The organism is Roseovarius sp. MBR-6, assembly GCF_040547525.1.
GTDB lineage: Bacteria > Pseudomonadota > Alphaproteobacteria > Rhodobacterales > Rhodobacteraceae > Roseovarius.
In genome coordinates this window covers 219,624-238,442 of the sequence record NZ_JBEPPW010000001.1, presented here as the reverse complement: position 1 = coordinate 238,442, position 18,819 = coordinate 219,624, and the positions used below count along the sequence as shown (strand labels likewise).

General features: G+C 65.8%; 16 protein-coding genes and 1 pseudogene. 14 read left to right on the top strand and 3 right to left on the bottom strand.

What is annotated here, in order from left to right; translation table 11 throughout:
* The first annotated feature begins 19 nt into the window (after positions 1–19).
* From ABIE57_RS01220 to gnd, 3 genes are all read left to right on the top strand, one after another.
* A complete protein-coding gene (locus ABIE57_RS01220; RefSeq protein ID WP_354537156.1) occupies positions 20–1,195 on the top strand; it encodes an aspartate aminotransferase family protein in 1,176 nt (391 codons plus the stop codon).
* A gap of 78 nt (positions 1,196–1,273) precedes the next feature.
* Positions 1,274–2,200 (top strand): ornithine carbamoyltransferase, encoded by a 927-nt coding sequence (argF, locus tag ABIE57_RS01215; protein ID WP_354537155.1) that lies wholly within the window; start codon positions 1,274–1,276, stop codon positions 2,198–2,200.
* A gap of 165 nt (positions 2,201–2,365) precedes the next feature.
* A complete protein-coding gene (gene gnd, locus ABIE57_RS01210; RefSeq protein ID WP_354537154.1) occupies positions 2,366–3,760 on the top strand; it encodes an NADP-dependent phosphogluconate dehydrogenase in 1,395 nt (464 codons plus the stop codon).
* Positions 3,761–4,001: 241 nt separating this feature from the next.
* Here gnd and ABIE57_RS01205 read toward each other — a convergent pair whose 3' ends face one another.
* Positions 4,002–4,895: a LysR family transcriptional regulator gene (locus ABIE57_RS01205; RefSeq protein ID WP_354537153.1), complete on the bottom strand. Its 894-nt coding sequence runs from the start codon at positions 4,893–4,895 to the stop codon at positions 4,002–4,004.
* A 167-nt stretch (positions 4,896–5,062) separates the two neighbouring features.
* On the opposite strand from ABIE57_RS01205, the gene ABIE57_RS01200 reads away from it, so the two are divergent.
* The 10 genes from ABIE57_RS01200 (at position 5,063) to ABIE57_RS01155 (ending at position 16,431) form a co-directional block, all read left to right on the top strand.
* The gene (locus tag ABIE57_RS01200; RefSeq protein ID WP_354537152.1) at positions 5,063–8,482 is read left to right on the top strand and encodes an indolepyruvate ferredoxin oxidoreductase family protein; all 3,420 of its coding nucleotides are present in this window, start codon (positions 5,063–5,065) and stop codon (positions 8,480–8,482) included.
* 81 nt (positions 8,483–8,563) lie between these two features.
* Complete coding sequence (locus ABIE57_RS01195; RefSeq protein ID WP_354537151.1) at positions 8,564–9,427, top strand: lysophospholipid acyltransferase family protein; 864 nt, start codon at positions 8,564–8,566, stop codon at positions 9,425–9,427.
* Positions 9,428–9,443: 16 nt separating this feature from the next.
* Positions 9,444–10,256, top strand: coding sequence for a glutamate racemase (locus tag ABIE57_RS01190; protein WP_354537150.1), 813 nt, complete (start codon positions 9,444–9,446; stop codon positions 10,254–10,256).
* 30 nt (positions 10,257–10,286) lie between these two features.
* Positions 10,287–11,315 carry an N-acetyl-gamma-glutamyl-phosphate reductase gene (argC, locus tag ABIE57_RS01185; RefSeq protein ID WP_354537149.1) on the top strand — a complete coding sequence of 343 codons (1,029 nt, stop codon included), beginning with the start codon at positions 10,287–10,289 and terminating at the stop codon, positions 11,313–11,315.
* Positions 11,316–11,333: 18 nt separating this feature from the next.
* A complete protein-coding gene (ccmE, locus tag ABIE57_RS01180) occupies positions 11,334–11,780 on the top strand; it encodes a cytochrome c maturation protein CcmE (RefSeq protein ID WP_354537148.1) in 447 nt (148 codons plus the stop codon).
* A 149-nt stretch (positions 11,781–11,929) separates the two neighbouring features.
* Positions 11,930–12,538, top strand: a complete 609-nt coding sequence (locus tag ABIE57_RS01175) for a holin-associated N-acetylmuramidase (protein ID WP_354537147.1) — start codon at positions 11,930–11,932, stop codon at positions 12,536–12,538.
* Positions 12,532–13,107 (top strand): holin family protein, encoded by a 576-nt coding sequence (locus ABIE57_RS01170; protein WP_354537146.1) that lies wholly within the window; start codon positions 12,532–12,534, stop codon positions 13,105–13,107. Before ABIE57_RS01175 ends, ABIE57_RS01170 begins: the two co-directional genes overlap by 7 nt.
* A gap of 58 nt (positions 13,108–13,165) precedes the next feature.
* Positions 13,166–15,130 (top strand): heme lyase CcmF/NrfE family subunit, encoded by a 1,965-nt coding sequence (locus ABIE57_RS01165; protein ID WP_354537145.1) that lies wholly within the window; start codon positions 13,166–13,168, stop codon positions 15,128–15,130.
* Complete coding sequence (locus tag ABIE57_RS01160; protein WP_354537144.1) at positions 15,127–15,579, top strand: cytochrome c-type biogenesis protein; 453 nt, start codon at positions 15,127–15,129, stop codon at positions 15,577–15,579. Before ABIE57_RS01165 ends, ABIE57_RS01160 begins: the two co-directional genes overlap by 4 nt.
* A 72-nt stretch (positions 15,580–15,651) precedes the next feature.
* On the top strand, positions 15,652–16,431 hold the full coding sequence (locus ABIE57_RS01155; protein ID WP_354537143.1) for an enoyl-CoA hydratase-related protein: 780 nt from the start codon (positions 15,652–15,654) through the stop codon (positions 16,429–16,431).
* 12 nt (positions 16,432–16,443) lie between these two features.
* Here ABIE57_RS01155 and ABIE57_RS01150 read toward each other — a convergent pair whose 3' ends face one another.
* Positions 16,444–17,457 (bottom strand): Hint domain-containing protein, encoded by a 1,014-nt coding sequence (locus ABIE57_RS01150; protein WP_354537142.1) that lies wholly within the window; start codon positions 17,455–17,457, stop codon positions 16,444–16,446.
* A gap of 157 nt (positions 17,458–17,614) precedes the next feature.
* On the opposite strand from ABIE57_RS01150, the gene ABIE57_RS01145 reads away from it, so the two are divergent.
* The gene (locus ABIE57_RS01145; RefSeq protein ID WP_354537141.1) at positions 17,615–18,394 is read left to right on the top strand and encodes an SDR family oxidoreductase; all 780 of its coding nucleotides are present in this window, start codon (positions 17,615–17,617) and stop codon (positions 18,392–18,394) included.
* Positions 18,395–18,555: 161 nt separating this feature from the next.
* On the opposite strand, the pseudogene ABIE57_RS01140 reads toward ABIE57_RS01145, so the two are convergent.
* Positions 18,556–18,729: pseudogene (locus ABIE57_RS01140) on the bottom strand (recombinase family protein); the annotation flags it as partial.
* Positions 18,730–18,819 lie beyond the last annotated feature (90 nt).

The window sequence follows — 18,819 nt, the reverse complement described above, 5'->3', positions numbered from 1 at the left end:
TTCCTCAAAGGACCTTGCCATGATCCCGTCGATCCTGCCCACCTATAACCGCGCGCCGCTCTCCTTCGTCAAGGGCGAGGGGGTCTGGCTTATCGAGGCGGACGGACGACGCTTTCTCGATCTGGGCGCGGGGATCGCGGTCAATGCGCTCGGCCATGCGCATCCCGATCTGGTGGCGGCGCTGACCGCGCAGGCGGGCAAGCTCTGGCACACCTCGAACCTCTATCACATCCCGGCGCAGCAGGACCTTGCCGACCGGCTGGTCGAGGCGACATTCGCCGATACGGTCTTTTTCACCAATTCCGGCACCGAGGCTTGTGAGTTGGCCATCAAGATGGCGCGCAAGCATTTCCATGACGCGGGCCAGCCCGAGCGCACCACGATCCTGACCTTCGAGGGCGCCTTTCACGGCCGCTCTTCGGCGGCCATCGCGGCGGCCGGATCGGAGAAGATGACCAAGGGTTTCGGCCCTCTCTTGCCCGGCTTCAAACACCTGCCCTGGGGCGATCACGACGCTCTCCACGCCGCGATAGACGAAACCGTAGGTGCCATCCTGATCGAGCCGGTGCAGGGCGAGGGCGGTATCCGTCCGTTGCCCGACCAGTGCCTCAAGGGGCTGCGCGCGCTCTGCGACGAGAAGGGCCTGCTCTTGATCCTCGACGAGGTGCAATGCGGGATGGGGCGCACGGGGCGGCTCTTCGCCCATGAATGGGCGGGGATCACCCCCGATATCATGATGGTCGCCAAGGGTATCGGCGGCGGTTTTCCCCTGGGCGCGGTGCTCGCCACCGAGCGGGCAGCAGCGGCCATGGGCGCGGGCACGCATGGCTCCACCTATGGCGGCAACCCGCTGGCTTGCGCCGTGGGCTGCGCGGTGATGGCGCATATCGCCGAGCCGGAATTTCTGGCCGAGGTGAACCGCAAGGCGGCCCTTCTGCGTCAGCGCCTCGAAGGGCTGGTGGCGGCGCACCCTTCGGTCTTCGAGGAGGTGCGCGGCATGGGCCTCATGCTCGGCCTCAAGTGCCGTGTGCCCAATTCGGACGTGGTGCAGGCCGGCTATGACGCGCTGCTCGCCACGGTCCCTGCCGCCGACAACGTGCTGCGCCTCTTGCCGCCGCTCAACATCACGGATGCGGAGATTTCCGAGGCGCTCACCCGCCTCGATGCCGCCGCCACTGCATTGCAAACGGCCTGAGTTTCTTCTGGCCTCAAATATCCCGGGGGTGCGGGGGCTGGCCCCCCCATGCGCCCCAAGACACAAGCGAACCGCATCATGACCCATTTCCTCGATATCCATACAACCCCCGCCGATGACCTGCGCGGCATCATCGACAGCGCCCGCACCATGAAGGACGCGCGCCACGGCCGCCCGCGCGGCGCGCCCGATGACGAGCAGCCGCTTGGCGGTCACATGGTGGCGCTCATCTTCGAGAAGCCCTCGACGCGCACGCGCGTTTCCTTCGACGTGGGCGTGCGGCAGATGGGCGGCCAGACCATGGTGCTGTCGGGCACCGACATGCAGTTGGGCCATGGCGAGACCATCGCCGATACCGCCCGGGTGCTGTCGCGCTATGTCGATCTGATCATGATCCGCACCTTCGACGAATCCGTGTTGCTGGAAATGGCCGAGCATTCGGACGTGCCGGTGATCAACGGTCTGACCGATCGCACCCATCCCTGCCAGATCATGGCCGATGTGATGACCTACGAGGAACATCGCGGCCCCATCGCAGGGCGCAAGGTGGTGTGGTCGGGCGACGGCAACAATGTCTGCGCCTCGCTTCTGCATGCCGCGGCGCAATTCGGCTTCGATCTGACCTTCACCGGCCCGGTGCAGCTCGACCCCGAAGCCGAGTTCATCGGCCTCGCGCGCAAGGCCGGTCGCAGCATCATCATCGAGCGCGACCCGCTGAAGGCCGTCGAGGGGGCCGATCTGATCGTCACCGACACCTGGGTGTCGATGCATGACAGCCAGTCCACCAAGGAGCGCCGCCACAACATGCTGCGGCCCTATCAGGTGGATCCGCGTCTGATGGCGGCGGCCAAGCCCGATGCGCTCTTCATGCACTGCCTGCCCGCGCATCGCGGCGAGGAGGTGACATCGGAGGTGATGGACGGCCCGCAATCGGTCATTTTCGATGAGGCCGAAAACCGCCTGCACGCGCAAAAGGCCGTGATGCGCTGGTGTCTGGGGGTCTGAGGCGGCGGCCGTCGTGACGGGAGATCCTCCGGTCAAGCCGGAGGATGACGTCGTCGGTTACCTCCGTCACCCTCGGGCCTGACCCGAGGGTCCCGTCGGCGCTTGCATTCGCGCCGCGCACGGGCGTAGCCTGATCCGGCGGTGTTAGCGGTAGCAGGGGGGCGCATGGCACAGATTGGGATCTACGGGCTGGGCACCATGGGCAGCGCGCTGGCGTTGAACCTGGCAGAGCACGGCTTTGATGTAGCCGTCACCAACCGCGAGGTGGAGTGGATTTCACCCTTCATCGAGGAGGCGGGCGATCTGGCGGCGCGATTACACCCCCGCGAACGGCTGGCGGAGTTTGTCGCGGCGCTGGGGGTGCCCCGTGTCATCCTCCTGATGATCCCCTCGGGTGCGCCGGTGGATGCGATGCTGGCGCAGATCACGCCGCTTCTGGAGCCCGGCGATATCGTGATCGACGGGGGCAATGCCGATTTCCACGACACCCGCCGCCGCGCCGGGGCGCTGTCGGCGACCGGTCTGCATTTTGTCGGTCTCGGCGTCTCGGGCGGCGAGGCGGGCGCGCGGCACGGCCCCTCGATGATGATGGGCGGCAGCGCCGGGGCGTGGGCCGCGCTCGAACCGATCCTGACCGCCATCGCTGCGCGGCACGAGGGCGTGCCTTGCGTCGCGCATCTTGGCCCCGACGGGGCGGGGCATTTCGTCAAGACGGTGCATAATGGCATCGAATATGCCGACATGCAGATCATCGCCGAGATTTACGGCCTTCTGCGCAACGGTGCCGCGCTCTCGCCGCCAGATATCGCGGCGATTTTCGCAGACTGGAACGCGGGGCCGCTGCGATCCTACCTTGTCGGGATCACCGCCGAGGTGCTGGCCGCGCGCGACCCCGAGACCGGGCACCCGGTGGTGGATGTCATCAAGGACGCCGCCGGGCAGAAGGGCACCGGGCGCTGGACGGTGATCGAGGCGCTGCGGCTGGGCCAGTCGGCCAGCGTGATCGAGGCCGCCGTGGGGGCGCGCGGCTGGTCCTCGGAAAAGGAGACGCGGCAGCAAGCCGAGACGGTGCTGGGCGGCGCGGTCGGGGCGATCATCGCCAGCCCCGAGGTTCTGGCCGAGGCGTTTCTCGCGGCCAGGATGCTGGCCTACGCGCAGGGGTTCCGCGTCATGGCGGCGGCGTCCAATGACTATGGCTGGGCGCTCGATCCGGCACAGATCGCGCGGATCTGGCGGGCGGGCTGCATCATCCGTGCCGACATGCTCGACACCATCGCCGATGCCTTTGGCGCGGGCGCGCCGCGCGGCGAATTGATCCTTGTGCCCGGCATCGCCCGCGACCTGACCTTGCGGTTGCCCGCGCTGCGGCAGGTGGTGGCCGAAGCGGTCCATGCTGGCCACGCGGTGCCCGCGCTCTCGGGGGCATTGGCCTGGTATGACACGATGCGGCGCGGGCATGGCACGGCCGCGCTCATCCAGGCGCAGCGCGACCGGTTCGGACATCACGGGTTCGAGCGGTTGGGGCAGGCGGGGCGGCATCACGGGCCGTGGTGGGATTGAGGGCAGCCCTGCCCGGAATCGCGGCAGCGAAAAAAAGGCCGAGCACTAAGCTCGGCCGAAGTCCAACAGGGAGGTATGAAAGTGATCGCGCGAGCGCCATCAAATCCATGACCTGCAAATAAAACCGGCATCCCGCCCGATCAAGGAAAATAATGCCGCAGGTGCAGCATGGCCGATATGATCTTGGCGCATGGCTTATTTTCGAAGTGCCGCCCTGGCGGGCAGGATGCGCAAAGCTGCGTCAGACTTTCAGGGTGCGACGGTAGATCACGATTTCGTCCTGCACGAAATCCCGGAACACCGAGACGCGCTTGGACTGGCGCAATTCCTCCGGATAGGCGAGAAAGACCGGCACCTCGCTCGAGGAGACATCCGGCAGGACGCGCACCAGTTGGGGAAAGTCGTGCGACAGGTAATCGGGCAGCACGCCGATGCCGAGATCGTTGAGCACCCCCTGAAGCACGCCGAAATAGTTGTTGACGGTCAGCAGCGAGGAAATGTCGTTTGTCATCAACTCGCTAACAAGCGTGGCCCCGGCACCCACCTGGGCCGAGCGCGGGTTCTGGCAGATCAGCCGATGCGCCGAAAGCGCCTCTGGCGTGTCGGGCGCGCCATGGGAGTCCACATAGGACCGGCTGGCAAAGAGGCACATATGCACGCTCATCAGCCGCTTGCGGATAAGGTCCGCCTGAGACGGCTCCTTCATGCGGATGGCCACATCCGCCTCGCGCATGGGCAGGTCAAGCACGCGCTCCTCAAGCATGAGGTCGATCTTGAGATCGGGATATTTCGCATAGAGCTTGGGCAGGCGCGGCACCATCCACAGCGTGCCGAATCCGGTGGTGGTGGTCACGCGCAACTCGCCGAACACCTCTTCCTCGCTGTCGCGGATACGCGCGGTGGCGGCGTCGAGGCGTTTCATCATCGCGCGGGTGGCGTCAAACAGCAATTCGCCCTGTTCGGTGAGAATCAGACCGCGCGCGTGGCGGTGAAACAGCGTGGTGTTGAGCGAGTCCTCCAGCGCGCGGATTTGGCGCGAAACCGCCGATTGTGACAGGTGCAGCGCATCGCCCGCATGGGTGAGACTGCCCGCATCGGCCACTGCGTGAAAGATTCTGAGCTTGTCCCAGTCCATGAGCTAATACCTGAAAATCTGCGCCGCCCTTGACGCAATAGCAGGAAATCCCGCATCGGCGATAGCAAGAGCACGATTTTTTTATGATTTTGCGCTTTGTAGGTCATAAATTATGACCTATTATGGCCCTATACTGGGGCATATGTCTCAGAACAGGGAGGCACGACATGACCACGCAGAAGGTATCGCTCACCGACCGGTTCGATCTGGAGAAGTCGCCGGTTCTTCTCAACGGCACGCAGGCGCTCGTGCGGCTGATGCTGATGCAGAAGGCGCGTGATCGGGCGGCGGGGCTGAACACCGCAGGCTATGTCACGGGCTATCGCGGCTCGCCTCTGGGGGCGGTGGATTTGCAGATGCGGCGCGCGGAAAAGGTGCTGACCGCGTCCGACATCCGGTTTCAGGAAGGGCTGAACGAGGATCTGGCCGCCACCGCGCTCTGGGGCACGCAACAGGCGGAACTGCGCGGCGAGGGCACGCATGACGGCGTTTTCGGCCTCTGGTATGGCAAGGGGCCGGGGGTGGACCGTTCGGGCGATGTGATGCGCCATGCCAACATGGCAGGCACTTCGCCCTACGGGGGCGTGCTGATGGCCATGGGCGATGACCACACCGGCGAAAGCTCGACCGTGTGCCACCAATCCGACTGGGCGCTGGTCGATGCCTATATGCCGGTGCTGTCGCCCGCGGGCGTGCAGGAAATCCTTGATTTCGGGCTTTACGGCTTTGCGCTGTCGCGCTTCGCAGGCGTCTGGGCCGGTCTCAAGACGATGAAGGACACGGTCGAGGTCACAAGCGTCGTGGATGGCCGCCCCGACCGGATGCAGTTCGTCCTGCCCGAGATCGACATGCCCGAGGGGGGCCTCAACATCCGTCTGAACGATCACTGGATCGCGCAGGAGGCACGGATGATCGACCACAAGCGCTTTGCCGCCGAGGCGTTTTCCCATGCCAATGGCATGGACCGGCGGATGCATGGCAAGGCGGGCGCGAAGATCGGGTTCGTGGCAGCGGGCAAGAACTGGCTGGACCTCGTGCATGCGCTGTCGCTTCTGGGGATCGACGAGGCGGAATGCGCGCGGCTGGGGATCACCACCTACAAGGTGGGCCAGACATTCCCGATGGACATGAAGGGGTTTCACGACTGGGCCGAGGGGCTGGAGCTGATCGTCGTGGTCGAGGAAAAGCGCAAGCTGATCGAGGTGCAGATCAAGGAAGCGATATTCGATGACCGCCGCGGGCGGCGCGTCTATGGCTGGTACAAGGGCGGCGCGGGCGGCATGCACCGCGAGGAGCTTTTCCCGACGCGCTATGCGCTCGATCCGGTCTGGATCGCGGAAAAGCTGGGCGCGATCCTGATCGAGGAGGGGCGCGGCACCGACCGGATCAAGGCCGGTATGGCCGAGATCAACGAGGCGAAGAAGGGCGACAATGCCGAGGAAATCGCCAGCCGTCTGCCCTATTTCTGCTCAGGCTGTCCGCACAACACCTCCACCAAGCTGCCTGAGGGCAGCCGCGCCTATGCGGGGATCGGCTGTCACATCATGGCGCTCTGGATGGATCGCGGCACCAGCGGCTACACCCATATGGGCGGCGAGGGGGCCAACTGGATCGGCGAGGCGCCGTTTTCCACGCGCGGCCATGTTTTCCAGAACCTCGGCGACGGGACCTATAACCACTCGGGTATCCTCGCCATTCGCGCGGCTTTGGCGGCGAATACCACGATCACCTACAAGATTCTCTATAACGATGCCGTCGCCATGACCGGCGGGCAGCCCAATGAGGGCGGCCTCAGCCCGCAGCGCATCGCGCAGGAATTGCGCGCGATGGGGGTGGCCCATATTTTTGTGGTCTACGACGAAAAGGAAGAGGTGGCGCGCGACGGCTTCCCCTCCGGGTTGGAGTTTTCCGAGCGGGCAGACCTGCCGCGCGTGCAGGACCGCTGCACCGAGATCAAGGGCGTCAGTGTCATCCTCTATATCCAGACCTGCGCCGCCGAGAAGCGCCGCCGCCGCAAGCGCGGCAAATTCCCCGACCCGGATCGTCGCGTGTTCATCAATACGGATGTCTGCGAGGGATGCGGCGATTGCGGGGTGCAGTCGAATTGCGTCTCGATCGTGCCGGTGGAGACGGAACTGGGCCGCAAGCGGGCGATTGATCAGTCAAGCTGCAACAAGGATTTTTCCTGCCTCAAGGGGTTCTGCCCCTCTTTCGTGACGCTGGAGGGCGCGCAAATCCGCCGCGAGGCCAGCGCCGATCTGGCGCTGCCGGATCTGCCCCTGCCGAAGCTGCCCGAAATCCGTGGCACGCATAACGTGGTGATCACCGGCGTGGGCGGCACCGGCGTTGTCACCATCGGCGCGATCCTTGCGCAGGCGGCGCAGATCGACGGCAAGGGCGCGGGCATGATGGAAATGGCCGGGCTCGCACAAAAGGGCGGCGCGGTGCATATCCATTGCCGCATCGCCAACAGCCCCGCCGATATCAGCGCCATCCGCGTAGCCACCGGCGAGGCCGATGCCCTTATCGGCGGCGATCTGGTGGTGAGCGCGGGCGCAAAGACGCTGGGCCTCACGCGGCAGGGGCGCACCGGGGCCGTGGTCAACAGCCACGAGATCATCACCGGCGAGTTTACCCGCAACACCGACTTCCGCCTGCCCGCCGAGCGGCTGACACTGGCGCTGGAGGCGCGGCTGCGCGAGGACGTTCAGCTTTTCGACGCATCAGAGCTGGCGCGCGTCGCCATGGGAGATTCGATCTATTCCAACATGATGGTGTTCGGTGCGGCCTGGCAGCGGGGCCTTGTGCCGCTGAGCCTTGAGGCGATTACCGAGGCCATCCGCCTCAACGGGGCGGCGGTGGAGGCCAATCTGCGCGCCTTCGAGGTGGGCCGTTGGGCGGCGCATGACCCGCAGGCGGCGGCGCGGCTGGTGACGCCTTCGGTGGTGGCGAAACCGAAAACGCTGGAAGAGCGGATCGCTTACCGCGCCGATCACCTTGTGAAATATCAGGGCAAGCGGCTGGCCAAGCGCTATCGCAAGCTGCTCGATGGCGTGACGGATGAGGCCGTGAAAGAGGCGGTTGCCAAGGGCTATCACAAGCTCTTGGCCTACAAGGATGAATACGAGGTGGCGCGGCTGCATCTGGAGACGGAAGCGAAGGCGCGGGCCGAGTTCGGCGGCGATTTCAGGATGAAATTCCACCTCGCCCCGCCGATCCTGTCGAAAACCGGCCCCGATGGCCGCCCCGTCAAGCGCGAATACGGCCCCGGCATGATGCGGATGTTCCGCCTTCTGTCGCGGCTGAAGGGCTTGCGCGGCACGCCGCTCGATCCCTTCGCGCGCAACCCCGAACGCCGGATGGAGCGCGCATTGATCAAGCAATACGAGGCCGACATGGCCGAGGTGCTGCCCAAACTCGATGCGCGCACCCGCGACGCGGTGATTGCGCTGGCGGAACTGCCCATGCAGATCAAGGGTTTCGGCCCGGTGAAACAGGCCAATGAGCAAAAGGCCGCGAAACGGCGCGAGGAGTTGCTGGCCGTGATCCGCGCGGGCGGGCCCGAGATGGCACGTGCGGCAGAATGACCGTCATGAAATTGTCATGTGATCTGGTCATGGGTGTCGCATAAATTTAACAGGGCAGCGACTCAGCCCGAGGGAAGGCCCATGCGCCAGGATCGTCACATCGCCCGCGACATCAGCTATTCCTTTTCCGCCCAGACCAAGGGCGGACGGGCCATGATCCGCACGATGGAGAACCTCACCGGGCGGATCGGCCTGATCAAGCGCGCGGCGGGCTACGAGCATGAGGTGGCGCAGGGCCGCGATTTCTGGGAGGTGATCGTCGAGCGCTATGGCCTCAGCCTTGATATCATCGGTGGGAGCCTTGATCTGGTGCCGCGCGAGGGGCCGCTGGTGCTGATTGCCAATCATCCCTACGGGATCCTCGACGGGCTGATGATGGGCCATATCCTGAGCCGGACGCGGGGCGATTTCCGCATCCTCGCGCATCAGATCTTCCGCCGCGCCCCCGATCTGGAGCGCGTCGTCCTGCCGATCAGTTTCGACGAGACCAAGGAGGCCGTGGCGCTCAACCTCGAGACGCGCAAGACGGCGCTGTCGTATCTGGGCCAAGGTGGGGCCATCGGCATCTTTCCCGGCGGCACGGTCAGCACGGCGGCCAAGCCCTTCTCGCGCCCGCTCGATCCCGGCTGGCGCGGCTTTACCGCGCGGATGATCGCCAAATCCAATGCCACGGTCCTGCCGGTCTTTTTCGACGGGCACACGAGCCGCCTCTTTCAGCTTGCGAGCCACCTGCATGTGACGTTGCGCATGGGGCTTCTGATCAAGGAATTCCGCAAGCGGGTGGATACGCCCGTGCGCGTGGTGATCGGCGCGCCGATCCCGCGCGCCGAACTGGTGCCCTATGCGGGCGATACCAAATCGCTCATGGCGTTCCTGCGGCAAAAGACCTATGAGTTGTCGCCAAATCCGGTCGCGGCCTCCGAGATCGGGTTCGAGTTCGACTGATTTCGCGGGTGGCCTCATGGCGGTTGGGATTTTCGATAGCGGGCTGGGTGGCCTGACGGTCTGGGATGCGGTGCACAAACGCCTGCCCGAGGTGCCCTTTGTCTATCTGGGTGACAATGCGCACGCGCCTTACGGGGTGCGCGACGCGGACGACATCTATGATCTGACCACGGCTGCGGTGGCGCGGCTGTTCGAGGAGGGGTGCGATCTGGTGATCCTTGCCTGCAATACCGCAAGTGCGGCCGCGCTGCGCCGGATGCAGGAAAGCTGGGTGCCCGAGGGCAAGCGCGTGCTGGGCGTGTTCGTGCCGCTCATCGAGGCGCTGACCGAGCGGCACTGGGGCGACAACTCCCCCCCGCGCGAGGTGGCGGTGAAGAACGTGGCGCTTTTCGCCACCCCCGCCACGGTGGCAAGCCGCGCCTTTCAGCGTGAGCTTGCGTTCCGCGCCATCGGTGTCGATGTCGAGGCGCAGGCCTGTGGTGGCGTTGTCGATGCCATCGAGGAGGGCGACATGATCCTCGCCGAGGCGCTGGTGCGGTCCCATGTCGACGCGCTCAAACGCAAGATGCCGCACCCGGAGGCCGCCGTGCTGGGCTGCACGCATTATCCGCTGGTCGAGGACGTGTTCCGTGACGCGCTTGGCCCCGATGTGGCGGTCTATTCGCAGCCCTCCCTCGTGGCGGCGAGCCTTGCCGATTACCTCGCGCGCCGCCCCGAGAAGGTGGGCGCGGGTTCTGATGCGATGTTTCTTACCACGGGCGACCCCAGGCGCGTGTCCTCCCGCGCGACGCAGTTTCTGCGACGAGAGATCACATTCCGCCCCGCCTGACCCTGCCAAACCATCCTCTGCGAGGACCAGATGACCCATAAAATCGCCATTCTCGGGGCCTCGGGCTATACCGGTGCCGAGCTTGTCCGCCTCATCGCCACCCATCCGTCGATGGAGATTGCCGCGCTTGCCGCCAATTCCAAGGCGGGGCAGTCCATGGGGCAGGTCTTTCCGCATCTGCGCCATCTCGACCTGCCCGATCTGGTGACCATCGAGGAGATTGATTTCTCGGGCATTGACCTCTGTTTCTGCGCCCTGCCGCACAAGACGAGCCAGGAGGTGATCGCCGCCCTGCCGCGCGATCTGCGCATCGTGGACCTCTCGGCCGATTTCCGGCTGCGCGATCCGGCGGCGTATGAGAAATGGTATGGCAACCCCCATGCCGCGCCCGACTTGCAGCGCGAGGCGGTTTACGGCCTGACCGAGTTCTACCGCGCGGAAATCGCCGCCGCGCGGCTGGTGGCGGGGACGGGGTGCAACGCGGCCACGGGGCAATATATCCTGCGGCCGCTGATCGCCGCCGGGGTCATCGACCTTGACGAGATCATCCTCGATCTGAAATGCGGCGTGTCGGGGGCGGGGCGCAGCCTCAAGGAAAACCTGCTCCATGCCGAGCTCAGCGAGGGCTATCACGCCTATTCCGTGGGCGGCACGCATCGCCACCTGGGGGAATTCGATCAGGAATTCTCGCGCGTCGCCGGGCGGCCCGTGGAGATTCAGTTCACCCCGCACCTCATTCCGGCCAATCGCGGCATCCTTGCCACCGCCTATGTGCGGGGCGCGGCGGACCGGATTCATGACACGCTCGCCGCCGCCTATGCAGGCGAGCCGTTCGTGATCACCTTGCCCATGGGGGAGACCCCGAGCACGCGCCATATTCGCGGCAGCAATTTCTGCCATATCGGCGTGGTGGCCGACCGGCGCGCGGGGCGCACCATCGTCATCGCCGCGCTCGATAACCTGACAAAAGGTAGCAGCGGGCAGGCGTTGCAAAACGCCAATCTGATGTTATCTGAGACAGAGGAGGCGGGCCTGATGCTCGCTCCCGTCTTTCCCTGATCGCCGCAAGGTCGCCCCATGAAAACCCTCAAGAAAAAGCGTCGCGTTCAGATCATCGCCATCGCGGCCATCGCCCTGATCGCGGCGACCGCGCTCATTGGCTACGGGATGCGCGACGGGATCAATTTCTTTCGCTCGCCAAGCCAGGTTGTGGCCGAGCCGCCCGCGCCGTCCGAGGTGTTCCGGATCGGCGGGCTGGTCGAGACGGGCAGCATCGTGCGCGGGCAGGGTGAAGAGGTGCGTTTTGTCGTGACTGATGGCGGGGCGTCGGTGCCGGTCGTCTATCGCGGCATCCTGCCCGATCTCTTCTCCGAAAACGAGGGCATGGTCGGCACCGGCAGCTATCGTGACGGCGTCTTCGTCGCCACCGAGATCCTGGCCAAGCATGATGAGACCTACATGCCGCGCGAGGTGATCGACGCGCTCAAGGAACAAGGCGTCTATCAGGACCCCAAGGATAGCTGAGCGGTTTCTTCTGGCCTGAAATATCCCGGGGGAATCGCCGCGTGCGGCGATGGGGGCAGCGCCCCCGCCATGCACCGCGCGCCGCGCACATCCGCCGTTAACCGCCGCATCGCCACTCTTGCCACGACACAAGGCAAGAGGTGGCAGTCATGCGCAGCATCCGGCAACTGGCCGAGGATATCGTCGCCCGCGAGGGCGGTTTCGTCGACGACCCCGACGATCCGGGCGGGGCCACGAATTTCGGCGTGACGATCCACACGTTGCGCCGTCTCGGGCTTGACCTTGACGGCAACGGGATCACCGACGCCGCGGATGTGCGCGCGCTGACCCGCGCGCGCGCCGTCGACATCTTCATCGAGCAATATTACCACCGCACCGGGATTGCCCGCCTGCCCGAGGCGCTGCGCCCGAGTGTCTTTGACATGCAGGTGAATGCGGGCGCGAACGCGGTGCGCATCCTGCAACGGCTTCTGCGCGAGATGGGCCATGCGGTCGATGTGGACGGGGTGATCGGGCCGCAGACCGTGGCGGCGGCAGAGGCCGCCGCAAACGCCGCGCCCGATCATATCGCCGATGCCTACGGGATCGCGCGGCGCAATTATTACTTCCGTCTGGCCGATACCCGCCCCTCCAGCCGCAAGTTTGCGCGCACGCGCGCGGGGGGGAAGGGCGGCTGGATCCGGCGCGCGGAAGAATTCATCTCGCCGCGCTTTCATCTGAGTGGGGCGGAATTCAGCGAGAGGGTGGCGGCATGGTAAGCGATATTCTGCGGATTCTTTTCGGCGGCGGCGGCAATATCGTGCGCGAGACGGCCGAGGTCTTCCGCGTCAATGCCGAAGCCGCGGACGCGCGCGGTGCCGAGATGCAGCGCGCCGCACTCGACCAGATGGCGGCAGAGTTTCGCGCCACCGAGCGCGGGCTGTTCGACCGGATCATCGACGGGCTGAACCGCCTGCCGCGCCCGGCGATGGCGCTTGGCACGCTGGGGCTCATGGTGGCGGCGATGGTCGATCCCTTGTGGTTCGGCGAGCGCATGGCGGGCCTCGCGCTTGTGCCCGAGCCGCTGTGGTGGCTTCTGGGGGCGATCGTCAGCTTCTATTTCGGCGCGCGCCATCAGGCCAAGGGGCAGGAGTTCCAGCGCTCGCTGGCCACCACGCTGGCGCGCGCGCCGCAGGTGGTCGAGAGCGTGGCGGCGATGCGCGCGCTGCGCGCGGACAGCCCCGGCGCGGCTGATCCGGGCGCGGATGCCGGGGCTGTGCTCGCCGCGAGCGCGCCCGCGGCGAACCCGGCGCTGGCCGAATGGCGTTTGCGGGCCGCGACAATGTGATCCGCACGGCGCACCGATTACGATTGGACCGCCCGCGAGCCTGCGCTATCATCACCGCATGATTACAGAGCTCGGTCACTTCGCCCTCATCCTGGCCTGCCTCGTGGCGGTGCTTCAATCCATCATTCCGCTCATCGGCGCGCACAAGCGATGGCAGGGCTGGATGGCCGTGGCCGAGCCTGCGGCGGTGGCACAGTTCCTGCTGACGGCGGCCTCGTTCGCGGCGCTGACCTATGCCTTCGTCATCTCGGATTTCTCGGTGCGGCTGGTGACGCTCAACAGCCATACCGACAAGCCGATGCTCTACAAGATCACCGGCGTCTGGGGCAATCACGAGGGCTCGATGCTGCTCTGGGTGCTGATCGTGGCGCTCTTTGGCGCGGCGGTGGCGTGGTTCGGATCGAACCTGCCGCCGACGCTCAAGGCGCGGGTGCTGGCGGTTCAGGGCATGATCGGCGTGGCGTTCTTTCTCTTCATCCTGCTCACCTCCAACCCGTTCCTGCGCATGGCGGTGCCGCCCTTCAACGGGCAGGACCTCAACCCGCTCTTGCAGGATCCCGGCCTCGCCTTTCATCCGCCGTTTCTCTATCTCGGGTATGTCGGTCTTTCGATGACCTTCTCCTTTGCCGTGGCCGCCCTCATCGAGGGCCGCGTCGATGCGGCCTGGGGCCGCTGGGTGCGGCCCTGGACGCTGGCGGCATGGATTTTCCTGACCATCGGCATCGGCCTAGGCTCGTGGTGGGCCTATTACGAGCTGGGCTGGGGCGGGTTCTGGTTCTGGGACCCGGTGGAAAACGCCTCGTTCATGCCCTGGCTCATCGCGGCGGCGTTGCTGCACTCGGCCATTGTGGTGGAAAAACGCGAGGCGCTGAAAAGCTGGACCATACTCATGGCGATCATCGCTTTCGGCTTCTCGATGGTCGGCGCGTTCATCACCCGCTCGGGCGTGCTGACAAGCGTTCACGCCTTCGCCACCGACCCCGAGCGCGGCGTGTTTCTGCTGGCTATTCTCGCGGTCTTCATGATGGGGGCGCTGACACTCTTTGCCGTCCGCGCGGGCGCGATGCAGGCCAAGGGTGTGTTCTCCATGGTCAGCCGGGAATCGGTGCTGGTGCTCAACAACATCCTTCTGGCGGTTTCGGCCTTTGTGGTCTTCGTCGGCACGATCTGGCCGCTGGTGGCGGAGATGGCCTTTGACCGCAAGCTGTCGGTCGGCGCACCGTTCTTCGACGCGGCCTTCTCGCCCTTCATGCTGGCGCTTGGCCTCGTCCTGCCGGTCGGCGCGATGCTGCCCTGGAAGCGCGCCAAGCTGGGGCGGATCGTGCGGCCGCTGGTGCCTGCCTTCGTGCTGGCGCTGGCCATCGGCGCACTGGCCTGGGCGATGCAGTCGGGGCGTTCGACGCTGGGGCCGATCGGGCTGTTCCTTGCCGCTTGGCTGGTGATGGGGTCTGCGGTCGACCTGTGGTCGCGTACCGGACGGGGGCAGGGGCGGCTGGCACGCCTCACCCGGCTGCCGCGCGCGGACTGGGGCAAGTCGGTCGCCCATGCCGGCTTTGGCGTGACCATCGCGGGCGTCGCCGCGATGATGGCATGGGCCACCGAGGATATCCGCGTGATGCGGGAGGGCGATACCGTCGATATCGCGGGCTACACGCTGCGGCTTGATACGGTGGAAGAGTTGGAAGGCCCGAATTTCCTCTCGACCACGGCGAATTTCACGCTGTTGCGCGAGGGAAATGTCGTGGGCACCATGCACCCGGAAAAACGGATTTATCCGGTGGCGCAGATGCCCACAACCGAGGCCGCGCTGAACAATGGTTTCCTGCGCGACATCTATATCGCCGTGGGCGATCCGCAGGAGGGCGGTGGCTGGGCGGTGCGCAGCTATTACAAGCCGCTGGCCAACTGGATCTGGGGCGGCTCGATCCTGATGGCGCTTGGCGGGTTCCTGTCGCTCAGTGACCGCCGGTTCCGGGTGGCGGCGGGCGCGCGCAAGGTGCCGCAAGGGGTGCCTGCGGAATGAGACGGCTCATTCTTGCGCTTTGCGTGATCGCCGCCCCCGCATTTGCGGTTCAGCCTGACGAGATCCTCGACGATCCCGTACTCGAGGCGCGCGCGCGCGATATCTCCTCGGGCCTGCGCTGCCTCGTGTGCCGGAACGAGAGCATCGACGATTCGAACGCGGAACTGGCGCGCGATCTGCGGCTTCTGGTGCGCGAGCGGCTGGTGGCGGGGGACACGAACGAGGAGACCGTGGCCTATATCGTGGACCGCTACGGCGAATACGTGCTGCTGAGCCCCACGGCCACCGGCACAAACCTGCTTTTGTGGCTTGCAGGGCCGATCATGTTCGGGGCGGGGCTGATCATGGCCGGGGTATACCTGCGGCGGCGCGCCACGGCCCCGGAGCCTGCCGTTGCGCGGCTCAGCGCGGAGGAAGAGGCGCGGCTGCGCGACATTCTGCGCGACTGACGCGCCGTTTCGCTTGGCCTTGGCCGTGGGCTGCGCTCTAAAGGGCGCAGGATCAGCGAAAGGCCCGCCCTTATGAAGGATTATCAGACCATCACGCTCGACATCGCCGAGGGCGTTGCCGTGCTCGCGCTCAACCGGCCCGAGAAAATGAATGCCCTCAATGCGCAGATGCGCGCCGAGATCACCGATGCGATGACCCATGCGGGGCGCAGCGCGCGCGCCGTGGTGCTGACGGGCAACGGGCGGGCGTTCTGTTCGGGGCAGGACCTGACCGATGGCGGCAACGTGGCGACCCTCGATCTGGAGCGGGTGCTGCGCGAGGAATACGTGCCGATGCTGCGCGCCATCACCGATTGCCCGGTGCCGGTCATTTCGGCGGTGAACGGGCCTGCGGCGGGGGCAGGGGCCAATCTGGCGCTGGTGGCCGATGTGGTGATCGCCACCGAGAGCGCCTATTTCCTTCAGGCCTTCGCGCGGATCGGCCTTGTGCCCGATGCGGGGGGCACATGGTTCCTGCCGCGCCAGATGGGACAGGCCAAGGCCATGGGGGCCGCGCTTTTCGCCGAGCCGATCAGCGCCCGGCAGGCAAGCGACTGGGGCATGATCTGGGAATGTGTCAGCGACGATGGCTTTGCCGCGCAGTGGCGCGCCCGCGCGGAGCATCTCGCCAAGGGACCGACGCAGACCTATGCCCGTGTGCGTCAGGCGATCCGCGAAAGCTGGTCCAACACGCTTGACGCGCAGCTCGATCTCGAGGCGCGTTTGCAGGGGGCCTGCGGGCAGAGCCGTGATTTCCAGGAAGGCGTCATGGCCTTTCTGGAAAAGCGCCCCCCGCAATTCGAGGGGCGTTGAGGGGCACGGACCCTATTGCCGGGTCGACGCACGCCTGAGCAGGTCGGCGGCGTTGGGGTGGTCGAGCAGCGCGCGGCTGATCTCGAATTGCAGATGCGCGCGCGCGTCATGATCGGCGCAAGGGGCGGTGCCCGTCCCGGCCTCGTCGGGCAGGGCGGAGCGGGTGCGCGGGTCGAGCAGAAGGGTTTCGGCGGCGATCCCCTCGGCATAGATGATCTGGTGGCGGTCAAACAGAAGCTGGACATAATCCACATGCCCGCCGTTCTCAAAGCGCACGGTGTCGCCGTTGACCAGATGGCGCGCGCGCACCAGCACCTCGTTCCGTCCGGCTCCCAGGGTATCATCGCGCTGATAGATGAACAGCCGGTGATCGGGGCTGACCAGCAGGTCATGCGCGTTGTTGAGGGTGCCGGCGGTGATCCTCACCGGGGCAAACTCGCCGATGGCGCGCATCGTGCTTTGCCCGATCCAGCGCAACGGCTGCGGCCCGTCACCGCGCGTGAGCACCATGTCCCCGGGTCGGAGTGCCTCGACCGGGACCTGCGCACCGGTGGCCATGGTGATCCGGGTGCCGCGCGTGAACGAGACGCAAGCCGCCTGCGCGAAGCGTTGCCGCGCGCTCGCCCGGTCGATCCCGACAAGCGCATAGCCCGTGCGCGGCGCGACATGTGCAAGCGGCATGGCGTAGACGCCGGCAACACAACCCTCGGGGTCGGTCTCGACGAAAATCAGCACCTCCACCACATTGCCGGAGGCGGGCATGAGGGTCAGGCACGAATCAAGATGAACCGCCGCGCCGGGTGTGCCAAGCTCGGAGCCTGCGTCGATGGTGAAGGGCCCGGACCCGTCCATCACCAGCGCGAGCCTGCGCGCGCGCGCGCGCGGCCCAAGTTCGTAGATGTCGTCAAGGTCAAGCTCATCGGCAAAGGACAGCGTGTCACCGAGATTGGCACCGTTGACCACGCGCAGATCGCAGGCCTCGAAGACCGGGACGGATTGGGCGGGCAGGTGGGTTGAAACGGGCATGGCGGCAGACTCTGATGACATCGTCGTGATGCCGGAAAGCTAGGATAGGATTGTGGCACCTTCGGGTCAATTCCGGCAAGAAATCCCGGCGGCGGCGGCACTGGCCATTTTCCGCCCAGGGGTGTTAACTCCGGGTGAAGAACAGAAGGGATAACGGATGGATCTGGGAATTCGGGGCAAGAGGGCGTTGGTTTGCGCCTCGTCCAAGGGGCTTGGGCTGGGCTGCGCGCGGGCGCTGGCGGCGGCGGGCGTGGATCTGGTGATGAACGCGCGGGGCGCGGAGGCGCTCGAGGCGGCAGCAGATGCCATCCGCGAGGCGTTCGGCGTCGGGGTGGTGACGGTCGCTGCCGATGTGACCTCCGAGGAGGGGCGCGCAAAGCTGCTCGAGGCGGCGGGCGATGTGGATATCCTGGTCAACAATGCGGGCGGGCCGCCGCCGGGGCTGTGGACCGACTGGGAGCGTGCGGATTTCATCAAGGCGCTTGACGCCAACATGCTGACGCCCATCGCGCTCATCAAGGCGCTGGTGCCGGGCATGATGGAACGGGGCTGGGGCCGGGTGGTCAACATCACCTCGCAATCGGTCAAGTCGCCCATCCCGATCCTGGGGCTGTCGAACGCCGCGCGCGCGGGACTGACGGGCTATGTCGCGGGCACCGCGCGGCAGGTGGCGGGCAAGGGCGTGGTGATGAACAACCTTTTGCCCGGCATCCACGCCACCGACCGGGCGGTGGCGCTCGATCAGGGCGTGGCCGCGCGCGAGGGGATCACCGTGGACGAGGCGCGCGCGCGCCGCTGCGCCACCATTCCCGCGGGCCGCTACGGCTCGGCAGAGGAATTCGGCGCGACGTGCGCCTTTCTTTGCAGCCAGCATGCGGGCTTCATCATCGGCCAGAACATCCTGCTTGACGGAGGGGCGATCAACGCCACGCTCTGAGCGGAACGGCAATGGGGGCACTCAGGAAACTTTCAAAGTTTCCTGACCGGAGTTTTGCGAAAACTCCGGTCCCGCGCGTTCAAGGCGTTTCGGTTTTTCGTTGAAAAGCCAGAACAGTCCTCTGATTTCGTGCAATGACGAACCGAAAACGTCTGTCAACACTCACGCTCACACTGCGCGAAGCTGAGCAGGATGTTCAACGTCAGCCGCCCCATGGACGTGGTGGTGTTGAAGGACTGCGTGACCGACACGAACGTCACGCCATTCCGGTCGAACACCTCGACCAGCTTCGAGAAGTCCATCAGCGACCGCGACAGGCGGTCGATCTTCCAGACGCAGCGCGCGCGTCTGAAACGTCAGGTGTTTGGCGCGTCATAAAATTTTACCGATTGATAAAAAAATGATTCGTGGAATACTGCATCCAG

Bases quoted from the DNA above. Each gene is read 5' to 3' on its own strand.
- ABIE57_RS01190 (WP_354537150.1), top strand. From the start codon at position 9,444: ATGGCGGTTGGGATTTTCGATAGCGGGCTGGGTGGCCTGACGGTCTGG.
- ABIE57_RS01200 (WP_354537152.1), top strand. From the start codon at position 5,063: ATGACCACGCAGAAGGTATCGCTCACCGACCGGTTCGATCTGGAGAAG.
- ABIE57_RS01145 (WP_354537141.1), top strand. From the start codon at position 17,615: ATGGATCTGGGAATTCGGGGCAAGAGGGCGTTGGTTTGCGCCTCGTCC.
- argF (WP_354537155.1), top strand. From the start codon at position 1,274: ATGACCCATTTCCTCGATATCCATACAACCCCCGCCGATGACCTGCGC.
- ABIE57_RS01150 (WP_354537142.1), bottom strand. From the start codon at position 17,457: ATGCCCGTTTCAACCCACCTGCCCGCCCAATCCGTCCCGGTCTTCGAG.
- ABIE57_RS01160 (WP_354537144.1), top strand. From the start codon at position 15,127: ATGAGACGGCTCATTCTTGCGCTTTGCGTGATCGCCGCCCCCGCATTT.
- ABIE57_RS01205 (WP_354537153.1), bottom strand. From the start codon at position 4,895: ATGGACTGGGACAAGCTCAGAATCTTTCACGCAGTGGCCGATGCGGGC.
- ABIE57_RS01195 (WP_354537151.1), top strand. From the start codon at position 8,564: ATGCGCCAGGATCGTCACATCGCCCGCGACATCAGCTATTCCTTTTCC.
- ABIE57_RS01155 (WP_354537143.1), top strand. From the start codon at position 15,652: ATGAAGGATTATCAGACCATCACGCTCGACATCGCCGAGGGCGTTGCC.
- argC (WP_354537149.1), top strand. From the start codon at position 10,287: ATGACCCATAAAATCGCCATTCTCGGGGCCTCGGGCTATACCGGTGCC.
- ABIE57_RS01220 (WP_354537156.1), top strand. From the start codon at position 20: ATGATCCCGTCGATCCTGCCCACCTATAACCGCGCGCCGCTCTCCTTC.
- gnd (WP_354537154.1), top strand. From the start codon at position 2,366: ATGGCACAGATTGGGATCTACGGGCTGGGCACCATGGGCAGCGCGCTG.
- ccmE (WP_354537148.1), top strand. From the start codon at position 11,334: ATGAAAACCCTCAAGAAAAAGCGTCGCGTTCAGATCATCGCCATCGCG.
- ABIE57_RS01170 (WP_354537146.1), top strand. From the start codon at position 12,532: ATGGTAAGCGATATTCTGCGGATTCTTTTCGGCGGCGGCGGCAATATC.
- ABIE57_RS01175 (WP_354537147.1), top strand. From the start codon at position 11,930: ATGCGCAGCATCCGGCAACTGGCCGAGGATATCGTCGCCCGCGAGGGC.
- ABIE57_RS01165 (WP_354537145.1), top strand. From the start codon at position 13,166: ATGATTACAGAGCTCGGTCACTTCGCCCTCATCCTGGCCTGCCTCGTG.